Genomic DNA, 20,634 nt, shown 5'->3' with positions numbered 1-20,634 from the left:
TTCCCAACGCTTGAAAGAACGCCGCCCTCAGGCGGCGTTCTTTTTGGGACGGCTTACAGCTGCTGTTCCCAGCTCGCGGTAAAGCAGCGCCACTCGCGCCCTTCCCTGCGCCAGCCCGTCTCCACCTTGAACATGCCCAGTTCCGCCGGGAACAGCTTGCCGCCGCTGCCCAGGGTGACGGTAAAGCGCGCCACGTAGCGGTCGCCGCGCGGCTCCACCTCGATCGGGCCGAGCACCGCATGCACGCTCTCGCCGCGGAACTTCGCCAGGCGCAGCAGATTGCCCAGGTCCTTGGCGCTCATGGCGCCGCCGTTGCCGTCGAAGTCCTCGCTCAGCACGCCGGTGAGCGCGCCGGCATCGGCGTCGGCCGCGGCGGTGCGCGCGGCCTCGATGGACTGGCGGATGCGCACCTCGTCGGGCGCGCGCCGGCAGCCGGCCAGGGCCATCGCCAGCACGGCGAAAAACAGCAGAAAAACAAGCTTGCGCATCGACCGATCACCCCTCGAAAAACCCGCTGCAACGCGGCTTGCCGCTGTACGCGGGCGTATGCTCCAATGCCCTGTGACCATGATGCCCCATGCGCGCGAGCGGCGGCATTCGATACCAGGAGCAGGGATACAACATGAGCAACGAGCGTCCGTGGCTGGCTAATTATCCGGAAGGCGTACCCGCGCAGATCGATCTCAATGCCTACGCTTCCGTCGCCGCGGTGCTGGAGGAAGCCTTCGCGAAGTTCCGCGACCGCCCCGCCTTCCACAGCTTCGGCAAGGAGCTGAGCTACGGCGAGATCGACGAGCTGAGCCGCCACTTCGCCGGCTACCTCACCGGCGTGTTGAAGCTGGTCAAGGGCGACCGCATCGCGATCATGATGCCCAACGTGCTGCAGTACCCCATCGCGCTGTTCGGCGCGCTGCGCGCCGGCCTGGTGGTGGTCAACACCAACCCGCTGTACACCGCGCGCGAACTTAAGCACCAGCTCGAAGACGCCGGCGCCAAGGCGCTGGTGGTGATGGACAACTTCGGCGCCACCGTGCAGCAGGTGGTGGCCGAGACACAGGTCAGGCACATCGTCACCACGGGCCTGGGCGACCTGCTCGGCCTGAAGGGCAAGGTGATGAACCTGGTAGTCAAGTACGTCAAGAAGATGGTGCCCGACTACCACCTGCCGCAGGCCGTGCGCTTCCGCGACGCGCTGGCGCAGGGCGCCGCGCATCAGGCGCCGAAAGTCGAGCTCACCCACGACGACCTGGCCTTCCTGCAGTACACCGGCGGCACCACCGGCGTGGCCAAGGGCGCCATGCTGTCGCACGGCAACATGGTGGCGAACATGCTGCAGGCGGGTGCCTGGATCGGCACCAATGCCAAGGAGGGCGAAGAGGTCATCATCACCGCCCTGCCGCTGTATCACATCTTTTCGCTCACGGCGAACGGCCTGGTGTTCACGCGCCTGGGCGGCCTGAACTGGCTGATCACCAATCCGCGCGACATGCCGGCCTTCGTCAAGGAACTGAAGAAGTCGCGCTTCACCGCGCTCACCGGCGTCAACACGCTGTTCAACGGCCTGCTCAACACGCCGGGCTTCGACCAGGTCGATTTCTCGCGCCTGCACCTGAGCCTGGGCGGCGGCATGGCCGTGCAGCGCGCCGTGGCCGAGCGCTGGAAGAAAGTCACCGGCGTGACCCTGGCCGAAGCCTACGGCCTGACCGAGACCTCGCCCGCGGCCTGCATCAATCCGCTGGACCTGAAGGACTACAACGCCTCGATCGGCCTGCCGATTCCTTCCACCGACGTGGCGATCTGGTCCGAGGAAGGCCAGCCGCTGCCGTTCGGCGAAGTGGGCGAGCTGATGGTGAAAGGCCCGCAGGTGATGCAGGGCTACTGGCAGCGCCCGGACGAGACCGCCAAGGTGCTGGGCACCGACGGCTGGCTGCACACCGGCGACATCGCGCGCATGGACGAGAATGGCTACGTCTATATCGTCGATCGCAAGAAGGACATGATCCTGGTGTCCGGCTTCAACGTGTATCCGAACGAGGTCGAGGACATCGTCATGACCCACCCCGGCGTGGCCGAAGTGGCCGCGGTGGGCGTGCCGGACGAGCATTCCGGCGAAGTGGTGAAGCTGTTCGTGGTGCGCAAGGACCCGAACCTGACGGAGGAAGCGCTGAAGGAGTTCTGCCGCGCCAACCTCACCGGCTACAAGCGGCCCAAGCTGATCGAATTCCGCGATGCGCTGCCCAAGAGCAATGTGGGCAAGATCCTCCGCCGCGAACTGCGCGACGAGAAGAAGCCGGCCGCCTCGGCGGCCTGATGGATCAACTCATGAACCAGCGAGGAGCCTGTCCTCCCCAGGGAGTTCGGACAGGCTCCAGGCTGCCTCGCCCGCGCCGATCCACGCGGGATTCCGCCAGCGGCTGCCGCGACGAATCAATCGTCGTGCCACGTCTCCAGGATGTCGGCGTAGCCGCCCAGCAGATTCCATAGCGGAACCTGCTTGTCCTCCGGTATGCGCGTGTACGCGAAACCGATGTGCCGGTCCGAGATGCGCTTCACCTGGGCCTCCAGATGGATGTGCAGGTCGTGGCCGAAAATCATGTCCAGCATCCAGCTCTGCCCTACTTCGCCCTGCCATCCCAGCGGGCGGCGCAGCAGCGCGCCGGTGGCCGAGATGTCTACCAGTTCCGTCGGCTGTGACTGGCTGCCGCGGCTCATCAGTACGGTCGTCTCGATGCGCATCCGCGCGGGGCGCAGCTGCTCCGGACCATCGTTATGGTGCTTGCCGCCGGCTTTGGTCATGCCTTTCCCTCCCATCCCCGCTGCCGTGCAGCGTCATCCAACTTATTCGCGGCAGGCACTAGTGCCCGTGAAATGGACCCCCGCCGCGCATGCGGCCTATCCCCGCGCCGATCAAACTGCCCTTACCGTGGCGTAAAGCAAGCGCCGTGCCACGTCGTAATATTCTGCCGGCGACGCGCCCGGAACCCACCGGCACGCGGGATTCGGCCATTTCCCGCCGTTTTGCGGGCGCCTTGAAGCTGTGTCGCTTCCATCGAGCGTTTCCATTGCATCGGCGCCGACGCCCAGGCCAGACGCGGCGGGTCACATGCTGCCCTTGCGACGTGGACGATCGAGCCCTTCCAAACCACGCATCCGCGGCATTCTGCCGATGCACCCGCACGCTTGGTAGGCCGTACGCATACTGGACTTGGCCGCATGCAGCCGTTAACCTTGATCGCACGTGGGTTACAGGGTGCGCCTGCCGTTCGAGCCAGACGCCGCCGGAGCACCCGCCCGACACCCAGCAGACCTCCTGTTCACGCCGTGGCGCAGTTCAACGCGCGGCCCGGCTTGCCGTTCGCCGTGGATTGCCTCCCGGTCCGGTTGCAGGAATTGTTCACGGCCAGCCTGACCGATGCCGCCGCAGGCGCGGTTTCATCATGCAAGGCCGTGACGGACGCCAGAGCGCCCGTGGTGATCGAGCCTCAAGGAGTTTCACGGGTGACCGCCGGATGGCCGCCGCCCGAGAGCGGGGGACAGCCTCAGCGAATGCCGGTGGAATCGAACGGTTCCGAACGTGTTGAACGCACTGCAAGCCGTCATGGGCGGCCCAACGACATGCATTGATGAGCACTGAGCCAGTCGAGCCTCAGCCGGTGGCAGCACCGCAGGACGCTTTCGCGTCGGTACCGCAACAGCAGGAAATGCCGCTGGCCATCGTGCGCGGCGAACCCGTGCTGCAGATGCCGCAGGACCTGTACATCCCGCCGGATGCGCTGGAAGTCATCCTGGAGGCGTTCGAAGGCCCGCTGGACCTGCTGCTGTACCTGATCCGCCGGCAGAACCTGGACATCCTGGACATCCCGATCGCCGAGATCACCCGGCAGTATCTGGAATACATCGACATGATGCGGGACATGCGGCTGGAGCTGGCCGCCGAATACCTGCTGATGGCCGCGATCCTGGCTGAGATCAAGTCGCGGCTGCTGCTGCCGCGGCCACCGGTGGAAGAAGGCGTCGAGGAAGATCCGCGCGCCGAGCTGGTGCGCCGGCTGCAGGAATACGAGCGCTTCAAGCGCGCGGCGGAGGACATCGACGCCCTGCCCCGCGTCGAGCGCGACACGGTGGTGGTGCACGCCGACAGCGGCGAGCGCACCGTGATCAAGCTGCCGCCGCCGCTGGACCTGAAGGAACTGCTGCTGGCGCTGAAGGACGTGCTGCATCGCGCCGAGCTTTTCGGGCATCACGCCATCCGGCGCGAGGCGCTGAGCGTGCGCCAGCGCATGGGCGAGCTGCTGGGCAAGCTCGGCGACGCCAGCTTTCACCGCTTCGAGACACTGTTCGACCCCAGCGAAGGGCGGCTCGGCGTGGTGGTCACCTTCCTGGCCATGCTGGAACTGGCCAAGGAAATGCTGGTGGAAATCGTGCAGGAGGAGCCGCTGGCTCCGATCTATGTGAAGGCGAAGGTCACCCAGGCCGAGGAATCCGTCGAAGACGACACGCCCGCGCAGGCGTCCGCCGCCGACTGACCCCGAACCCATCCAGGCACTCTCAACCGAGCATCCTCAACCGATCAGGCCATGCAGATCGAGCAACTGAAGAACATCATCGAGGCGGCCCTGCTCGCCGCCACCCAGCCGCTCACCGTGCAGCAGCTGGGCGACCTCTTCGGCGAGGAAGACGAGGTCGACCGCGAGCAGCTGTCGCGTGCGCTGGAAGCGCTGGCGGAAGACTGCGCCGGCCGCGGTGTCGAGCTGCGCGAGGTGGCTTCGGGCTTCCGCTACCAGGTGCGCCAGGAGGTCCATCCGTGGATCTCGCGCATGTGGACGGAAAAACCCAGCCGCTATTCGCGCGCCCTGCTGGAAACGCTGGCGCTGATCGCCTACCGCCAGCCGATCACCCGCCCGGAGATCGAGCAGATCCGCGGCGTGGTGGTGTCCTCCAACATCATCAAGACGATGGAGGAGCGCGAGTGGATCCGCGTGGTCGGCTACCGCGACGTGCCCGGCAAGCCCGCGCTGTTCGGCACCACCCGCGCCTTCCTCGACTACTTCAACCTGAAGTCGCTGGACGAGCTGCCGCCGCTGTCGGAAATCCGCGACATGGAAGACCCGCAGCTGCGCTTTATCGAAGACCTGCCGGCGCGCGTGATCCGCGACCTGCCGATCGACCCGGAAGCCGAGGCCGAGGAACGCGCCCGCGCTGAAGCAGAAGCTCAGGCCGAAGTAGAAGCTCAGGCCGAAGAGAACGGCGCCGAAGCAAGCTCCAGCAACGAAGACGAGGCACCCGGCCGCACCGAAGGCGAAGAGGAATTCCACGTCGCGGGCCAGCCGGAAGCCGCCGGCGAAGTCGCCGAACCGGCCGCGCCCGCCGCGCCGGTCGAAGAACACCAGGAGGCCGCGGCCGTCGAGGCCGCGGCTCCCGTCACCGGCGAGGAGCACCCCGCCGCATCATCCACCCCCACTGCCGCCGAGGCAGCGGACGAAGCGGACGCCAGCGATGGCGACGCCACGAAAGACACCGAGGAGTACCGCGCATGAATGCGCCGCAGAAATCCGTTTTGACCCTCAAGCGCGACACGCGCACCACCGACGCGCCCGCCCTGGAAGAACGCCTGCACAAGGTGCTGGCCAACGCGGGCCTGGGCTCGCGCCGCATGCTCGAGCAGCGCATCCAGGCCGGCGAAGTCGAAGTCAACGGCAGCGCCGCCGGCATCGGCGCCAGCGTGCACGCCGGCGACCGCGTGGTGGTGGACGGCAAGCAGTTCGTGGTCGCCACCGACAACCGCGACGAGACCGAAGTGCTGGTCTACCACAAGCCCGAAGGCGTGGTGACCACCCGCGAAGACCCCGAAGGCCGCCCCACCGTGTTCGAGCAGCTGCCACGCCTGAAGGGCGCGCGCTGGGTCGCCGTGGGCCGCCTGGACATCAACACCACCGGCCTGCTCCTGCTCACCACCGACGGCGAGCTGGCCAATGCGCTGATGCATCCGCGCAGCGGCCTGGTGCGCGAATACCTGTGCCGCGTGCATGGCGAGGTGCCGGACGAAATCATCGAGAAGCTGAAGGCCGGCGTGGAACTGGAAGACGGCCCCGCCCGCTTCGACGAGATCGCCGTGATCAGCCGCGGCGGCAGCCACAGCTGGTTCCGCGTGGTGATCCGCGAAGGCCGCAACCGCGAAGTGCGCCGCCTGTGGGATTCGCAGGGCTTCCTGGTCAGCCGCCTCAAGCGCATCCGCTACGGCAGCGTGGAGTTGTCGCGCACCCTGCGCCGCGGCGACTGCGAGGCGCTGGGCGAAGAAGCGGTGAAGGAACTGCGCCAGGCCAGCGGGCTGGGCGCGCCGCAGCCGGTGCTCACCCTTAGCCCCGTGCTGCATCAGCGCCGCGCCAGCCGCAACGTCACCGAGTACCGCCCCGAGCGCGGCGCCGGCGGCGCGTGGAGCGGCGCCTACCAGGACGAAGCGCGCGAGCTGCGCGCCTACGACCGCATCCGCGAGGAACCGGCACGCGGCAAGCAGCAGCGCCGCCGTCCGGGCAAGGAAGTGAACGGCAACGTCGCCCGTCCCGAGCGCGGTCCGAACGCGAACGCCGGCCGCCGCAAGACGGGCGGCAAGCGCGGCGTCGCACCGGGCCAGGAACTGCCCTCGGTGCGCACCTGGTTCGCCGGCGAAAGCCGCGAAGGTGGCGGCGGCCAGGGCCAGGGCTACGGTGGCGGCAATCGCCGCAGCGGTGGCGGCGGCAAGCGCGGCCCCGGCGGCCAGGCGCAGGGCGGCGGCAATCCCTACGGCGGCTTCGGTGGTGGCGGCAACCGCGGCTACGGCGGCGGTGGTGGCTACGGTGGCGGCCAGGGCCAGGGCGGCAAGGGTGGACGTCCGCAGGCACGCAGCGGCGGCGCTCGTCCGGGCGGCCAGGGTGGCGGTGGCGGGCGTCCGGGCCAGGGCGGCGGCAATCGCTCCGGCCAGGGCGGCGGCAACCGTCATGGCGGTGGCGGCGGGCGTCCGCAGGGCGGCGGCCGTGGCGGTCCGCGCGGCGGCAATCGCTGAGTCCAGGCGATGGACGCGGTCCGCATCTATCACAACGACCAGTGCACCAAGTCGCGCGCCACACTCGCGCTGCTGCAGGAGCGCGGCTGCCAGTGCGAGGTGATCAACTATCTCGACACGCCGCCCAGCATCGATGAACTCGTACAGCTGCTCGATCAGCTCGGCATGACGGCGCGCGAACTGATCCGCAAGGGCGAGGCGGAATATGCCGAGCTGGGGCTGGACGATCCCGCGCTGAGCGAGCACGACCTGATCGCGGCGATGTCGCGGTATCCGCGCCTGATCGAGCGACCCATCGTCGTTGCCAATGGCAAGGCGAAGCTGGGGCGGCCGCCGGAATCGGTGCTGGGGATTTTGTGAGCGCATGAAAAAAAGCCGCCGAAAGGCGGCTTTTTTTGCGCATGGAAGATTCCGCGCCGTTCCACTTGCTCGTCATTCCGGCGTAGGCCGGAATCCAGTGACGATAAGGCTCGATTGTCGCCTTGATGCTGTGGTCGGTTGCCGGCCGCGATATCGCGACAACCTGGCAATATCGCCACTGGATTCCGGCCTGCGCCGGAATGACGAGCAACTACGGCTGCAGCGAAAACTCATCCGCATCCATCCATGCCGGAAAGCGCTCGCGATGCGCCAGCAGCGGTGCGGGATCCAGCGTCACCGTCGCCACCTGCTCCTGCGGCCCCAGCTCGATCAGCGGCTCGCCCACCGCATCGAGCACCGCGCTGTCGCCCGCATAGGGCAAGTCGTTGCCATCCACGCCGACGCGATTGAGCCCGATCACGTAGCTGAGATTCTCGATCGCGCGCGCGCGCAGCAGCGTGCGCCACGGCTGGCGGCGCGGCGCCGGCCAGTTGGCGACGAACACGGCCAGGTCGTAATCCATGCCGCCCGCGGCGGCTTCCACGCGGCGGTTGCGCAGCCACACCGGGAAGCGCAGGTCGTAGCAGACCTGCGGCAGGATGCGCCAACCCTTCAGCTCCACGATCAGCCGCTCGCGGCCGCCGCCGTAGCGCGTGTGCTCGCCGGCCATACGGAACAGATGGCGCTTGTCGTACTGCGCGAAGCTGCCGTCCGGACGCACCCACAGCAGGCGGTTGTATACGGTGTCGCCTTCGCGGATGGCCAGGCTGCCGCACAGGGTGGCGCCGACTTCCTGGGCCAGCGCGCGCAGCCAGGCCACGCCTTCGCCGTCCATGGTTTCCGCGCTGGCGCGGGTGTCGTTGCTGAAGCCGGAGAGAAACGTTTCCGGCAGCACGATCAGGTCGCTCCTGCCCACGCCGCGCACCAGCGCACCGTAATAGTCGCGATTGGCCGGCGCGTCGTGCCAGCGCGTGGCTCCCTGCACCAGGCTGACAGTCAGAGCTTGCATAGGCGCTCCGCGGCGGCTTCCATGGTGGCGTCGCTCTTGGCGAAGCACAGGCGCACCAGGCGCGTGTCCGGCGCGGTCTCGTAGAACGGCGCCAGCGGGATCGCCGCCACGCCGCCGTGCTTCACCAGCCACTCGCAGAAGGCCACGTCGGATTCGTCGCGGATCGCGGCGTAGTCCACCAGCTGGAAATAACCGCCCGGCACGTCCAGCAGCTTGAAGCGGGACGGCTGGATGAGCGCGCGGAAACGGTCGCGCTTGGCCTGGTAGAACGCCGGCAGTTCCAGGTAATGCTCCGGCGTGCTGGCCATGAATTGCGCGAACGCCACCTGCGCCGGATGGAAGGTGCAGAAGGTGAGGTACTGGTGCACCTTGCGGAACTCCGCCGACAGCGCCGGCGGCGCCACCGCGTAGCCGAGCTTCCAGCCGGTGCAGTGATAGGTCTTACCGAACGAGGACACCACGATACTGCGCCCGGCCAGCTCCGCGTGGCGGAGCACGCTCTGGTGCAGCGCGCCGTCGAACACGATGTGTTCGTACACTTCGTCGGACAGCACCACGATCTCCGTGTCGCGCACGATCGCCGCGAGTTCGTCCAGATCCGCCGCCGACAGCACCGCGCCGGAAGGATTGTGCGGGCTGTTGATCAGGATCATCCGCGTGCGCGGCGTGACGGCCTCGCGCACGCGCTGCCAGTCGATGCCGAAGCTGGGCACGGTGAGCGGGATATGCACCGCCTTGGCGCCCTGCAGGTCAATCGCCGGCTCGTAGCTGTCGTAGGCCGGGTCGAACATGATCACTTCGTCGCCCGCGCGCACCACCGCGGCGATCGCCGCGAACAGCGCCTCGGTGGCGCCGGACGTGACGGTGACGTCGGTGCCCGCGTCGATGCGGCGGCCGTACATGCGCTCGGTCTTCAGCGCGATCTGCTCGCGCAGCGCCGGCAGGCCGATGCCCGGCGCGTACTGGTTGCGCCCTTCGGCCATGGCGCGGCTGATGGCGTCGCGCAGCGGTTCCGGCGGTTCGAAATCGGGAAAGCCCTGCCCCAGGTTGACCGCCTGGTGCTCGACGGCGAGCTGGCTCATCACGCTGAAGATGGTGGTGCCCACCTTCGGAAGCTTGGTGTCGATACGCATCGAGGCTCTGAGGGTTTGGAAGTCCAAACGGGATGCTAGCACGCGGGAGCTTTCGGGCCCGCGCGCCCGCCGCTTTTCAGACTTCCGGACAGGGCCGCTTGCTGCACTGCTCGTGCTTCTGCAGCGTCGCCTGCGGCAGGCGCTCGGCGAGGAAGTCGACAAAAGCGCGCACGCCCGGCAGCAGGCCGCGCCGGCTCGGATAGACGAAGTGCATGGTGCCCTCGGGCACGCTCCAATCCGGCAGCAGTACTTCCAGGTCGCCGTTGGTGATGGCCGGCGCGCAGACGAATTCCGGCAGCAGGGTGACGCCGATGCCGCGCCGCGCGGATTCGAGCAGCACGGAGAAATCGCCGCAGATCAAGCGCGGCTGGATATCCACCACCACGCGCTCGTTGTCCGCGCCCAGCAGCTCCCAGCTGTGCGCGCCCTCGTGCTCGTTCATGGCCAGCGCGGGGATCGCGGAAAGATCCGCGGGCAGCCTCGGACGTCCGCTCTGCTCCAGCAGCTTGGGGCTGGCCACGATCAGCACGCGCGACTGGCCGAAGGTGCGCATCACCAGGGTGGCGTCGGTATCCAGCTTGGAGCGCACGCGGATCGCCACGTCCACGCCTTCGCCGATCAGATCCACCCGGCGGTTGGTGGCCTGCAGGCGCACCTGCACCTTGGGGTACTGCGCCAGGAAGTCCGGCAGCACGTGCGCCACGATGGTCTGGGCCAGCGAGTTGGGACAGCTCACCCGCACCACGCCGCGCGGCTCGGTGCGCAGCTCGTCCACGGCGTCCTGGGCGGCGCGCGCCTCTTCCAGCACGGCGCGGCAGTGCGAATAGAAGCGCTCGCCCACCTCGGTGACCACGAAGCGGCGCGTGGTCCGCTGCAGCAGGCGCACGCCGAGGCGGTCTTCCAGCTGCGCGATGCGCTTGCTCAGGCGCGACTTGGGGATGCCCAGCGCCCGCCCCGCGGCCGAGAAACCGCCGTGCTCCACCACCGAGGCGAAGAAATAGAGGTCGTTGAGGTCCTGCAGGGCGCCGTCGAGTACGCTCATCGTCGTTTCCAATATGAAACAATTCGTTCGCAATCACCCGGCTTATCGGATGATTGTTCCAAGAATATCGTTATTCCCGTCGCCGGCATACCGACCGGCCCCCGAACGAGGAATAGCGCCATGAAAGTCCTGCACATCGATTCCAGCGCCTTGGGCAGCCACTCGGTGTCCCGCGGCCTGACCGCCGCCATCGTAGCCGAGCTGGTCCGCGAACAGCCGGGCGCGGAAGTCACCTACCGCGACCTCGCCGCCCAGCCGATCCCGCACTGGAGCCCGGTGGCCGACGCCGCCGATCCGGCCGCCGTGCTCGGCAGCGCCGTGCTGGAAGAATTCCTGGCCGCCGACGTGATCGTGATTGGCGCCCCGATGTACAACTTCTCCGTGCCCAGCGCACTGAAGGCCTGGATCGACCGCGTGGCGGTCGCCGGCAAGACTTTCCACTACACCGCGAACGGTCCGGAAGGCCTGGCCAAGGGCAAGCGCGTGGTGATCGCCTCCAGCCGCGGCGGCTTCTACGGCCAGGGCACGGCCGCCCAGTCGTTCGACTTCCAGGAGCCCTACCTGCGCGCGGTGCTCGGCTTCCTCGGCATCACCGACGTGGAATTCGTCCGCGCCGAAGGCGTGAACGTCAGCGCCGACCACAAGATCGAAGCGCTGAAGACCGCCCAGGCCAGCATCGGCGTGGTTGCCCGCAAGGCGGCTTAAGTTCCACCCTGCCCTCCACCCCGGCCGGCGCCGCGCAGTTCATCGCGCGGCGTCGGCTTTTCCGGCTTCGTACACGGCCTTGCCGTCGACCCAGGTGCTGAGCGGCTTGAGGTCGGCGACCTGGCGCGGCGGAATGGTCAGCGGGTCGGCATTGAGCACCACGAAGTCGGCACGCATGCCTTCTTTCAGCATGCCCACCTCGCGCTCCATGAAAGCCGCATAGGCCGCGGTGCGGGTAAAGCCGGCCAGGGCCTGGATGCGGCTGACCTTCTGGTCCGGCAGCCAGCCGCCCGGCGGCTGGCCCTTCAGGTCCTGGCGGGTGATCGCCGCATAGATGCCCAGCATCGGATTGGGGCTTTCCACCGGGAAATCCGAGCCGAAGGCCAGCGGCACCTGCTCGTGCAGGAAGCGCTGCCAGGCATAGGCGCCCTTGAGGCGGTCGATGCCCAGGCGCTGCGCGGCCCAGGGCATGTCCGAGGTGGCATGGGTCGGCTGCATCGAGGCGATCAGATGCAGCTTGGCGAAACGCGGGATGTCGTCCAGCGCCAGGATCTGCGCGTGCTCCACGCGCCAGCGGTGGTCGCCCTGCGCGTCCTTGCCCAGCGCGGCCTGGTAGGTGTCCAGCACCATGCGGTTGCCGCGGTCGCCGATGGCATGGGTGGCCACCTGCACGCCGCACTTGTGCGCCTTCTCCACCGCGACGCGGTAGTCCTCCGGCGAGGTGACGAAGATGCCGCGATTGCCGTGGTCGTCGCTGTAGTCCTGCAGCAGGGCCGCGCCGCGGCTGCCCAGCGCGCCGTCCATGTACAGCTTCACCGTATGCATGCGCAGGCGGCCGCTGTCGTCGATCCATTGCCCGCCCTGCATGCACAGCCATTCCAGCGCGGCATGGTTGCCGTCGGCCATTTCGTACAGGCGCAGCGGGATATCGCCGGCCTTGGCCATCTGCTGCAGCACGCGGAAATCGTCCAGGCTGACGCCGGCGTCGTGCACGCCGGTCAGGCCTTGCGCCACCAGCTCCTTGAAGGCGGTGCGGTACATCTCGCGTGTCTGCGCCGGGGTCCGCGGCGGCACCGCATTGCCCACCAGCGGCTGCGCGCCGTCGATCAGCACGCCGGTGGCGCGCGTGCCGACGCGCACGATGCGCCCGCCATCCGGCTGCCAGTCGCCATCGAGCGGCTTGCTGGCCTTCTTCATCGCCGCGGTATTGGCCCAGGAAGCGTGGCCGTCGATGCGCTCGAGAAAGACCGGCCGATCCGGAAATGCCTGATCCAGATCGGCCGCGCTGGGAAACTGCTTGTCCGGCCACAGGTTCTGGTCCCAGCCGCGGCCGAGCAGCCAGGCGTCCTTGGGCAGCTTCGCGGCGAAATCCTTCAGGCGCTGGACGATCTCCGCCTTGGAATGCGCGCCGACCAGGTCGGCCTGGCCGCGGACCATCCCCAGGCCGAGTACGTGTCCATGGGCGTCGATCAGGCCGGGGATCACCGTCGCGCCGTGCGCATCCACCGACTCCGCACCGGCGAACTTCTCCTGCAGTTCGGCCGTGGTGCCTACAGCGAGCAGGCGGCCTTCGCCGTCCCAGGCCAGCGCGGTGGCCTCGGGCCTGGCGGGATCCATGGTGTGCACGCGTGCGTTGACGAGCAGCGTGGCGGCCTGCAACGGCGCGAGGGCAAGCGCCAGCAGCACGGCGGCGGCGAGGCGGCGGGACAGAAGCATGGGCGGCGTCCTGGGGAGGGAATCGCGCCACTTTGCCCGTGCCCGGGCGGGAATGACAAGAAGCGGATGGCGCCGCGCCGGCGGATCAGCAACCGGCGACGGCGAAGCCTTCGATCGAGCGGTCCTCGTACTGCGCCAGCCGGATGGCCGAACCCAGCCCCGGCATTTCCACGCAGATCGAACGGCCCGAGCGCGCGTGCTCGTCGCGTGCGACTTCCCGCGCCAGCGTGATCGCCGGCCCCAGGCGCAGGCCGCTGAACAGGCAGAAGCCCGAGCGGCAGATATTCCATTGGCCTTCGTGCGAAGGCTTGAGCGCGTAGATGATCATCGTGCTTGCCCCTCTGGGATGAAGTACGCCGGCTTGCGGTCGCGCATCCATGCAACGGTCGCCATGCCAGCGTGCGAAGCATGCATCGGCGTGAGGAATCGTCCTATCGGCGTGCGGCACGTCGTTGTGTAGGCGATGGCCTACGTATTTGTGGTCCAAGTCTCAATTTCACTGGCGGCGGCACATTGACGGCCATGGAGCTTGCTGTCGTGGCATGAGTTCTGCGCGACCGTGCCACGGAGCACACAAACAAAAAGGCGCCCCGGAGTGCGGGGCGCCAAAGCCTAGGGCTCAGGGGCATGAGCCATACAGAAGAACGCCCCGGTCATCGGCTGGCATGAGCCTGAAACTCACCGCCTGACTCGCGGGGCAGATGCAGATTGCGCCTATTCGCAATCGGCACCTAGCGGCGAATGGCGCAAGTTCTTGTAGGGGAATTCCGATGAGTGGCGTCGGTATCGCGCCGACACCAGATGAGCGCCCTCTTCCGGCAACACCGCACGGATCGTCCGATGCTTCTGGATCAGGTCCGCCACATGGTCGGCGACGCCCAGGTCGGACGCACCCCGGCCCTCAGCCAACAAAAAACCCGCCATAAGGCGGGCTGCGCTTCCAGGCATGAATGCGGGTGCCGTAGTCCCGGCCGCACTCCTGTGCCCCGAAAAAGAAAAGCCCCATCCATGGGGCTTGCAGCCGTCCCTAGCCGCTTCGTCCTTAGTGTCCGGGGCATCGGCAAAGGAGCCTGACTTGCCGGACAGAGATAGTTTGCGGATTTGTCTTAGGTGGGGGTAGAGGTGAAAGGCGCGTCGTGTTGTAGGGGAATTCCTACAAATACCCTGCCCATACGAAATTCGGACTTTGCGGCCCCGAGAGCCGGATGGCTTCGGGGTAGCATCAAAGATTACGCAAGTCGCACTTTTCAGCTGGACTAAGGGATCGGGATGCCAAACCCATTGCTCGAAGTGGACAAATTCAAGGCATGGGCCGGCACTTACCCAAGCACCGAACGATATGGCGAATGGGAGTGCGACTACACGGAGTGGCCAGCACTTCACGCAGCCGTACTCGAATTCGTCGCCAGCCGCCCGTTCGATCACTGGCAGCGGGGGGAGCAGACGCAGGTCCTCTACGCCATCGCGCGCGACAACGAGATCGAATATCTCGCCGAAGAGATCAGGACCCGCCATCCAGAACTGCTGCTATCGCTTGCCCAAGCCTCGCTTGAGATCGATGAACGCGATGCGCGCTGGCAACTCGCCGTCCAGCTGGCATGGCTGGGCGTCCAAGCGGAACCGCTGCTGTTGAAGATGGCTGACGACGAGCACGAATACGTCCGGCGCCGCGCACTGCAATCGCTGCTTCGAATCGATTCGCCCTCGGTCGAAAAATTCGCCCTGGCAGCCTGGCACCGGCCCGATGAAGCACAGCAGTGGGCGCGAATGAATGCGCTTTATTGCCTGCAAGGCATCGGCTCATCGCAGCTTCCGGCGTTATTGGCCGAGGCCGAAAAGGACGCGCGCCCATACCTTCGCGAGTACGCCAGCCGGATTCTGCGAGGAGAATGTCTTGACTAGCCGTTTCGACCAGGAATGATCAGGTGCGGCAACCCATTCCAGAAAACAAAAAACCCCGCCGAAGCGGGGTTTTTCATGCGTTTCTGGAATGTCGTGCGACACGCCGGAAACTTCGATTGGTGCCAAGGGAAGACCCAGTAACACACGCAACCACTTGATTTAGCCAAATTTACGAAGTCACCCTTAACTTCATACCCAAGTTCGTACCCAAAACCATTCGATTGCCCGTGAGTGCCTCTAGTTCGGGACACTTGGTTTTGGACCGGAGCCTTGGGAGCCAGCGAGAGTACGGCCCCTGGTTCGGCAGTACCCGTTTCCGTAAGCGTCCATTCCATTAGCGCCCCCCTTTTTAGCGGAACGCGCCCCTTCAGCTTTATGTTCCATTAGGGCATGAGGGCAACTTCGAGCCATCCATATAACGCACAACCTTAAGCTCGGCCATCAAGCCGTAGTGCATAGCACTAACCAGGATTCCGTAAGGCCCAGTCACCTGCAAGCACTGGCGTTTCTATCGCTGGTGGACGGCGTGCGCGACAGCGGCACCATGCCACCAAATTTTCCCGCAGAAGGGATCCCGGTGATTTTTGCGTCGTACACCCAGAAAACCACAAGGTCGTCAAAGTGCTTGGCGTTCCTTAGCGCCGGATAGAGCTCATCAAGATTCAGCAACCCCGTTGCGAATTTACCTGGGCCAATGGTCACGTCATGAGGGGGGAGATCATCTGCGTGATAGATCGCCTGCAACTCCATTCCTACTCCCGCCCCTTTGTACACGACTAGCCCCGTCGCCTTTTGTCCCCAGGGTAGGAAGCGATGATCGAGCGCGATGGCCTTATCTGTGCAGTTCCAAAATCTTACATTCAAGGCAACGTGTCCGTCCCCCACCGTCACGCCGGCTGCCTCAACTACCACCGGATCTCGTTCTGTCGAATACGCATCAACCGAATAGGATGGGAGCAACACCAACGCGATAAGCAGCTTAAATCCTAGGGAGGTTTTCATACTCATACTCGTAGCCACTTAGTAGGCGCAGTTCTTTCTTCAGCTCTTTCTCGAGTAGTGCTTTGCACTTGTCGCAATCTCTAATGGCGCGAAGCTTAGCCCTCAGACACTCTATCTGCACCTTGTATGCAGCAATCTCGTCCGCGTCATCTTGAAGCTTACTTGTCTCTCCCACTCTCATGAACGCAGGCCGATTAACACAAATCGTAGGATTTGCGCTCAAGTATTGCTGCCTGTGCACCATTTCATGAGCACGAGTGCAGTCTCCCCAACAAGCCATCTCGTCGAAGGTAATCGTGGGTGACAGGTATACCGAGATTCCGCCAAAGCCGTCGCAAACAATTGTCGACGCACCGCCGACCTGAGTCCCCGGATCCGCTACCTTCGCCTTTCCGTCCGGATCGAAAGCTATAAGCGGGTTACCGTCCACATAGGCATACGTGCTTATTGAGTTACGCAATCCGGTGGGGTCGCTTTGAATATATCGGCCGGTGGCAGGCTCGTAGTCGCGCGCGATGCTATAGACGAGATTGCTCTCAGCATCGAAATACTGGCCGGGAAACCGTAAGTTGAGAACAGCTCCGACACTTAACGGAGACTTCTCACCAAACGGATTCGACTGATAGCCCCACTGCCAAACAATCGCTCCTGCACCATCAGTAGCGGCACGCGGGCTATTTAATCCGTCTGCATGCACGTAGCTCACTGCGCTAACGGAGCCATTCGTATCCACGATAGCTACCGGAACGGCATCCAACCAGATGTAGCTACGATTCGTCGCTCCGTACTCACCAAGGAGCTGGCTGCCTTCGTCATAGGCGAAGCGCTGACTCGCTGATGCCACCTTGGCAATACGCTGCCCCATGGCGTTGTAGGTGTAGCTTCCGACGGTCTGCCCATTGCGCTGCACCACCGTCATGCGATTACGGTCGTTGTAGCCATATCCAAACGTGTCGCTGCCGGCTGCGTTGCCCGTGATATTGCCGTTGGTATCGTACGTCCGGGCGCTGCTACCGATGCTCGTCAGCCAGTGGGTGCCAGTCTGATAGCCGTAGGTGCCCGTGGCGACCCCATTGCTCGCCTTACTGAGGCGGTCGCCGGTCTTGTTGTAGGTGTACGCCTCGATCGCCTGACCCTGCGCATCCTTCAGACCGGTCAGCCGGTACAGCGGGTCGTAGCTGTAGGTCTCGATCGCCGGATTGGCCCCTGCTGCGTTGCCCAAGGCCGTGATGTTACCCATCGCGTCTCGGGCAAAGTGCAGGTTCAGTGCCGGACTGACGACATCCGTCATCGCGTAGTTGGCATCGTAGGTGCGGGTCAGGGTCTGGCCATTGCCCAGTGTGTAGCTGACGATGGGCCCGAACGGGAGGTAGCTGACGTTGGTCACCACATTGCCGGCACTGCCACTGCCCGGTGGCTGCGCGGTAACACCATTGATGCGGCCGGCGCCGTCGCGGCTGTACTGAACGACGGTGCCATCCGGAGTGCGAGTACTAGCCAGCCGGTCGGCCAGAGTGTAGCTGTAGTTGACCGTGTCAACGTTGGTGCCCTGGGTCTGGCGCTTCTGCACCACATTGCCGCGGGCGTCATAGCAGTAGACCGTGGTGACGGCGGTTTCGACCACGCTGGTCCGGCGGCCGACCGGATAGGAACCTGAGCAACCGGTGACGCTGTCGGCCTCGTCGTAGCGGTAGCTGACGTTGGCGTCGCTGGTCGGATACGTAGTGGCGGTGATGCGATTGAGCGCATCGAAGGTGCTGTGCCTGATCACACCCCGCGCATCGGTGGCCTGGATGCGGTTGCCGGCGGCGTCATAGACGTAGCTGGAGGTGCCGGTATCCGGGCTGTGCAGGCCGGTGGCGTTGCCCAAGCCGTCGTAGTCGTACGTCGTATTCAGGCTGTCCGGGTCGCTCACACCCAGGAGCTCGTCGCGAGGGCCATAGGCGAACACGCTCTGGGTGTTCTGCGTGGCGGTGTCGGTGCCGTTGTAGTTGTCGATCGTGCTGACCAGGCGGTTCAGCGCGTCATAGCCTTGCTTGCGCTGGATGCCCAGAGCATCGGCGCTGCGCACCAGGTTGCCATTGGCGTCGTAGCTGTCGGCAAAGCTCGCGTCGAACACAGTGCGGCTCAGGCCGTCCTTGATGTTGGTCAGCTGGCCCAGGGTGTTGTAGCTGCGGGCCAGGGAGCGGCGCAGGGTGTTGCCGGCGTCGAAGGTTTCTTCCTTGGTCTTATTGCCGGCGGCATCGAGCGTGTAGTGAATGCGGTTGCCCAGGGCATCGGTGATATCCGTCAGCCGATGCGCGGTGTCGTAGGTGTAGGTGACCTGGATGCCATCCGGGTCTTTGACCGACGCGACGGCACCATAGGGCGTGTAGCCGATCTGGGTGAGGGCATCGTTGGACGACGCCGTACCGTCTGCGTTGGCGCGGACGGTTCGAGTCAGCAGCCAGCCGCGGGCGTGGTAGGTCGAATCCGTGACGACGCCATTGGCGTCGCGCTCGCGCACCACGCGGCCGTTCTTATCGTAGGCGACCACGGTGCGCACATGGCCCACCGCATCAGTGACTTGATAGAGGTCGCCGGCGCGATGGCAAGCACCACCGGCAGTACCGCAACCCGATTCGTCCGTGCTCCGGTAGTAGCTGTAGTGCGCGGTACTGGTGATATCGGTGCGTGGTCCGGTGGCGCTCAGCAGCAGCCCCACAACCGGGCACTGAGTATCGTCCACAGCATCACAATAAGCATAGGTCCGGCGACTAACGCCTGGAGGCGCGGTTCCCGCTACTGCACAGACATAGGTGGCAGCCCCGCTGACAGCAGGATCCGCCTCGCAATTAGCTACCACTTGGCCAGCAGCGTTATAGACCCAGGTAGTCTTAGCGACCAGATTGCCGCTGCCGTCCAGCACCGATCGACTCAAAGGCAGTCGCCGCGAGGCATCCCAGGTCGTGTTGGCCGTGCGCTGACCGGACAAACCTTGAGCCTCGATATGTTGCGCGAGCAATCCGTTCGAATCGTATGAGCTCGCTGCGACTGCGCCCACGCCATCGGTGCTCGTTGAAACCCTGCCATTTGCTCCGAAGGTGTAACTCTTCGACTCCGACACGCACCCGGCACAGCTCGCCACAGACTGGGTCGGCCGATTGATACCAAGGCTGGCTAGGAAATTGACGCTATTTGTCGCGCCAAGAGGATCAGTGACCACCGCACTAGCAATATCAGTCTTTGACCGACTGACCTGTACCGTGGTGTAGGCGATGGCATACGAAGACACACCACCAGCCATGTAATTGCGTATGGCAAGCCCTTGCGCATCGTAGAAAGTACTGGAGTACGTGGCGCCACTTTCATCTATAACGCTAGTCAGCGCATTCGGAAGGGTTGCACCCGATGTATTGGCAGCCTCGCCATAGTTGTACTGAATCGTTTTACCATCCGGATAGGTAACGACCTGAAGATTGTTGCTTGTATCGTACGTAAAACCAATGGCACCACCATCAGGCTGAACTAGGGTCTTAATCCTCCCCTGGCCGTCGTACGTAAAGGTGAGCGTGCGACCGAAGTCATCCTGCACGCCCACCAACTGGCCCGCATCATTCCAGCTCAACGCCTGTCTACGACCGCTACGATCGGTGATCGATTGAAGGTGACCGATGGCGTCATAGACTTCCGTCTCTCCTTTGGCGTTGAGATATGCCAAAGAGGTATAGTTCCCGCTCGAATCCTGCGTTGAAGTCAGAACACCATCTACGTCGGCATCGAAGACCCACGCACCATTGACAAGATCCGCGATGTACGTCTTGCCATCCTCGCGCAGGAGATAAGCGGAGGTGGCGCTGCCGTCCGAAACTCGATACACGCGAGCCAACTTGAGGTAGTTGACCGTTCGGTTCGCGCCCAGCACGTTTTCAGCAGGTGAAGCGATCCCGCTGTAACCCAAGCTGTTGTAGACCCAGCTGAAGTTAAGTGGGAAGGCGCCGCCGCCGACGTATTCGGTTTTTATCTCGAAAACATTGCCCGTAGCGACATTAATTGGATCACCACAGACAACGCATGGTCCCGGCGGCGCACCACGACTCTTGTCTGGATCAATCCCAGGAGGTGTCGGGCAGGGGCCGCCTGAGTAGCGGCCCACCGAACCTGGAGCAGAAGAGCACGAAGACCATTGCTCCATATAGCGGTGGATATTGTACCCCGGGCCGTTGAATAGCTCGTTGCTTCCGCACCAAAGCTGTTTGCTATATGGGGTCCATAGGGCGCCGTCTACATATCCATCCGCGTGCTCCATCTTGACGCCAAGCAAGACCCCGTACAACGTGAGATTGGAGCCAGGAAAACAACCGTTAGTGGTTCCCCAGCCGGCCTGCAGCGCAGACATCGCGCTTGGATAGCGGACCTTCGTGGGATCCTGGTCATAATTTGCGCTGGCAAAGAAATTGATTGGCGCATGATCCGCTGATGCCTTCAGCGCAAACCCCGCTATCACTGCAAGCAGCAGACAAAGCAACCATCTGTTCATGCACCAGCTCCATTTTGATACGCCACGCCAGAGCCACTAAGTATGAGGAGAAGTAGCTCCCCGGCGCTTTTACCCAAGAAAAAACCGAGGTTGCGCGCAACCTCGGCTCCATTTCGCAATCTTCCACGACAGTATCGCCATCGATTGTGACGATACACTCATCCATGATCGCCCTTCCAATTCCCGACAACCCTGCGGCTCTGGGCA

Annotated in this window: 16 protein-coding genes; 7 read left to right on the top strand and 9 right to left on the bottom strand. The window is 64.7% G+C overall.

Going from position 1 to position 20,634, the window contains the following annotated elements; genetic code table 11:
• Nucleotides 1–53: 53 nt before the first annotated feature.
• On the bottom strand, nucleotides 54–488 hold the full coding sequence (locus FHW85_RS02885) for a hypothetical protein (protein ID WP_168647250.1): 435 nt from the start codon (nucleotides 486–488) through the stop codon (nucleotides 54–56).
• A 134-nt stretch (nucleotides 489–622) separates the two neighbouring features.
• Here FHW85_RS02885 and FHW85_RS02880 point away from each other — a divergent pair, with 134 nt between their 5' ends.
• Nucleotides 623–2,311 (top strand): AMP-binding protein, encoded by a 1,689-nt coding sequence (locus FHW85_RS02880; RefSeq protein ID WP_168647249.1) that lies wholly within the window; start codon nucleotides 623–625, stop codon nucleotides 2,309–2,311.
• A gap of 116 nt (nucleotides 2,312–2,427) precedes the next feature.
• On the opposite strand, the gene FHW85_RS02875 is transcribed toward FHW85_RS02880, so the two are convergent.
• Complete coding sequence (locus FHW85_RS02875; protein ID WP_167256918.1) at nucleotides 2,428–2,796, bottom strand: PilZ domain-containing protein; 369 nt, start codon at nucleotides 2,794–2,796, stop codon at nucleotides 2,428–2,430.
• An 827-nt stretch (nucleotides 2,797–3,623) separates the two neighbouring features.
• On the opposite strand from FHW85_RS02875, the gene FHW85_RS02870 reads away from it, so the two are divergent.
• From FHW85_RS02870 to arsC, 4 genes are read left to right on the top strand one after another with little or no spacing between them, the layout of a single operon-like run.
• Complete coding sequence (locus FHW85_RS02870) at nucleotides 3,624–4,526, top strand: ScpA family protein (protein WP_167256917.1); 903 nt, start codon at nucleotides 3,624–3,626, stop codon at nucleotides 4,524–4,526.
• Nucleotides 4,527–4,577: 51 nt separating this feature from the next.
• On the top strand, nucleotides 4,578–5,537 hold the full coding sequence (gene scpB / locus FHW85_RS02865; RefSeq protein ID WP_168647248.1) for an SMC-Scp complex subunit ScpB: 960 nt from the start codon (nucleotides 4,578–4,580) through the stop codon (nucleotides 5,535–5,537).
• The gene (locus tag FHW85_RS02860) at nucleotides 5,534–7,039 is read left to right on the top strand and encodes a pseudouridine synthase (RefSeq protein ID WP_168647247.1); all 1,506 of its coding nucleotides are present in this window, start codon (nucleotides 5,534–5,536) and stop codon (nucleotides 7,037–7,039) included. The genes scpB and FHW85_RS02860 overlap by 4 nt, the downstream gene beginning before the upstream one ends.
• 9 nt (nucleotides 7,040–7,048) lie before the next feature.
• Entirely contained in the window at nucleotides 7,049–7,399 is a 351-nt protein-coding gene (gene arsC / locus FHW85_RS02855) for an arsenate reductase (glutaredoxin) (RefSeq protein WP_168647246.1), read from the top strand.
• A 211-nt stretch (nucleotides 7,400–7,610) separates the two neighbouring features.
• Here arsC and FHW85_RS02850 read toward each other — a convergent pair whose 3' ends face one another.
• The 3 genes from FHW85_RS02850 to FHW85_RS02840 form a co-directional block, all read right to left on the bottom strand.
• The gene (locus FHW85_RS02850) at nucleotides 7,611–8,408 is read right to left on the bottom strand and encodes an amidohydrolase (protein WP_167256913.1); all 798 of its coding nucleotides are present in this window, start codon (nucleotides 8,406–8,408) and stop codon (nucleotides 7,611–7,613) included.
• Nucleotides 8,396–9,541: a pyridoxal phosphate-dependent aminotransferase gene (locus FHW85_RS02845; protein ID WP_168647245.1), complete on the bottom strand. Its 1,146-nt coding sequence runs from the start codon at nucleotides 9,539–9,541 to the stop codon at nucleotides 8,396–8,398. The genes FHW85_RS02850 and FHW85_RS02845 overlap by 13 nt, the downstream gene beginning before the upstream one ends.
• A gap of 76 nt (nucleotides 9,542–9,617) precedes the next feature.
• Nucleotides 9,618–10,583 (bottom strand): LysR substrate-binding domain-containing protein, encoded by a 966-nt coding sequence (locus FHW85_RS02840; RefSeq protein ID WP_168647244.1) that lies wholly within the window; start codon nucleotides 10,581–10,583, stop codon nucleotides 9,618–9,620.
• A gap of 120 nt (nucleotides 10,584–10,703) precedes the next feature.
• Between FHW85_RS02840 and FHW85_RS02835 the strand changes: the two genes are divergently transcribed.
• Nucleotides 10,704–11,288 (top strand): FMN-dependent NADH-azoreductase, encoded by a 585-nt coding sequence (locus FHW85_RS02835; protein ID WP_168647243.1) that lies wholly within the window; start codon nucleotides 10,704–10,706, stop codon nucleotides 11,286–11,288.
• 39 nt (nucleotides 11,289–11,327) lie between these two features.
• Here the strand turns inward: FHW85_RS02835 and FHW85_RS02830 are convergent, their stop codons facing one another.
• Both FHW85_RS02830 and FHW85_RS02825 read right to left on the bottom strand, forming a co-directional pair.
• Nucleotides 11,328–13,004, bottom strand: a complete 1,677-nt coding sequence (locus FHW85_RS02830) for an amidohydrolase (protein ID WP_167256909.1) — start codon at nucleotides 13,002–13,004, stop codon at nucleotides 11,328–11,330.
• A gap of 85 nt (nucleotides 13,005–13,089) precedes the next feature.
• A complete protein-coding gene (locus FHW85_RS02825) occupies nucleotides 13,090–13,332 on the bottom strand; it encodes a hypothetical protein (RefSeq protein WP_167256908.1) in 243 nt (80 codons plus the stop codon).
• A 962-nt stretch (nucleotides 13,333–14,294) separates the two neighbouring features.
• Here FHW85_RS02825 and FHW85_RS02820 point away from each other — a divergent pair.
• On the top strand, nucleotides 14,295–14,906 hold the full coding sequence (locus tag FHW85_RS02820; protein WP_343203664.1) for a HEAT repeat domain-containing protein: 612 nt from the start codon (nucleotides 14,295–14,297) through the stop codon (nucleotides 14,904–14,906).
• A gap of 486 nt (nucleotides 14,907–15,392) precedes the next feature.
• On the opposite strand, the gene FHW85_RS02815 is transcribed toward FHW85_RS02820, so the two are convergent.
• Both FHW85_RS02815 and FHW85_RS02810 read right to left on the bottom strand, forming a co-directional pair.
• Nucleotides 15,393–15,908, bottom strand: coding sequence for a hypothetical protein (locus FHW85_RS02815; RefSeq protein ID WP_168647241.1), 516 nt, complete (start codon nucleotides 15,906–15,908; stop codon nucleotides 15,393–15,395).
• The gene (locus FHW85_RS02810) at nucleotides 15,886–20,427 is read right to left on the bottom strand and encodes an RHS repeat-associated core domain-containing protein (RefSeq protein WP_168647240.1); all 4,542 of its coding nucleotides are present in this window, start codon (nucleotides 20,425–20,427) and stop codon (nucleotides 15,886–15,888) included. Before FHW85_RS02810 ends, FHW85_RS02815 begins: the two co-directional genes overlap by 23 nt.
• Nucleotides 20,428–20,634 lie beyond the last annotated feature (207 nt).

It is taken from the genome of Dyella sp. SG609, assembly GCF_012275375.1.
GTDB classification, from domain to species: Bacteria; Pseudomonadota; Gammaproteobacteria; order Xanthomonadales; family Rhodanobacteraceae; genus Dyella_D; species Dyella_D marensis.
Note: the sequence above shows the minus strand (reverse complement) of the source record. Positions and strands in the feature narration are given on the sequence as shown.

Coding starts and splice junctions, on each gene's coding strand:
- FHW85_RS02815 (WP_168647241.1), bottom strand. CDS start 15,908: ATGAAAACCTCCCTAGGATTTAAGCTGCTTATCGCGTTGGTGTTGCTC.
- FHW85_RS02880 (WP_168647249.1), top strand. CDS start 623: ATGAGCAACGAGCGTCCGTGGCTGGCTAATTATCCGGAAGGCGTACCC.
- FHW85_RS02860 (WP_168647247.1), top strand. CDS start 5,534: ATGAATGCGCCGCAGAAATCCGTTTTGACCCTCAAGCGCGACACGCGC.
- scpB (WP_168647248.1), top strand. CDS start 4,578: ATGCAGATCGAGCAACTGAAGAACATCATCGAGGCGGCCCTGCTCGCC.
- arsC (WP_168647246.1), top strand. CDS start 7,049: ATGGACGCGGTCCGCATCTATCACAACGACCAGTGCACCAAGTCGCGC.
- FHW85_RS02810 (WP_168647240.1), bottom strand. CDS start 20,427: ATGAACAGATGGTTGCTTTGTCTGCTGCTTGCAGTGATAGCGGGGTTT.
- FHW85_RS02840 (WP_168647244.1), bottom strand. CDS start 10,583: ATGAGCGTACTCGACGGCGCCCTGCAGGACCTCAACGACCTCTATTTC.
- FHW85_RS02870 (WP_167256917.1), top strand. CDS start 3,624: ATGAGCACTGAGCCAGTCGAGCCTCAGCCGGTGGCAGCACCGCAGGAC.
- FHW85_RS02845 (WP_168647245.1), bottom strand. CDS start 9,541: ATGCGTATCGACACCAAGCTTCCGAAGGTGGGCACCACCATCTTCAGC.
- FHW85_RS02825 (WP_167256908.1), bottom strand. CDS start 13,332: ATGATCATCTACGCGCTCAAGCCTTCGCACGAAGGCCAATGGAATATC.
- FHW85_RS02885 (WP_168647250.1), bottom strand. CDS start 488: ATGCGCAAGCTTGTTTTTCTGCTGTTTTTCGCCGTGCTGGCGATGGCC.
- FHW85_RS02835 (WP_168647243.1), top strand. CDS start 10,704: ATGAAAGTCCTGCACATCGATTCCAGCGCCTTGGGCAGCCACTCGGTG.
- FHW85_RS02830 (WP_167256909.1), bottom strand. CDS start 13,004: ATGCTTCTGTCCCGCCGCCTCGCCGCCGCCGTGCTGCTGGCGCTTGCC.
- FHW85_RS02850 (WP_167256913.1), bottom strand. CDS start 8,408: ATGCAAGCTCTGACTGTCAGCCTGGTGCAGGGAGCCACGCGCTGGCAC.
- FHW85_RS02875 (WP_167256918.1), bottom strand. CDS start 2,796: ATGACCAAAGCCGGCGGCAAGCACCATAACGATGGTCCGGAGCAGCTG.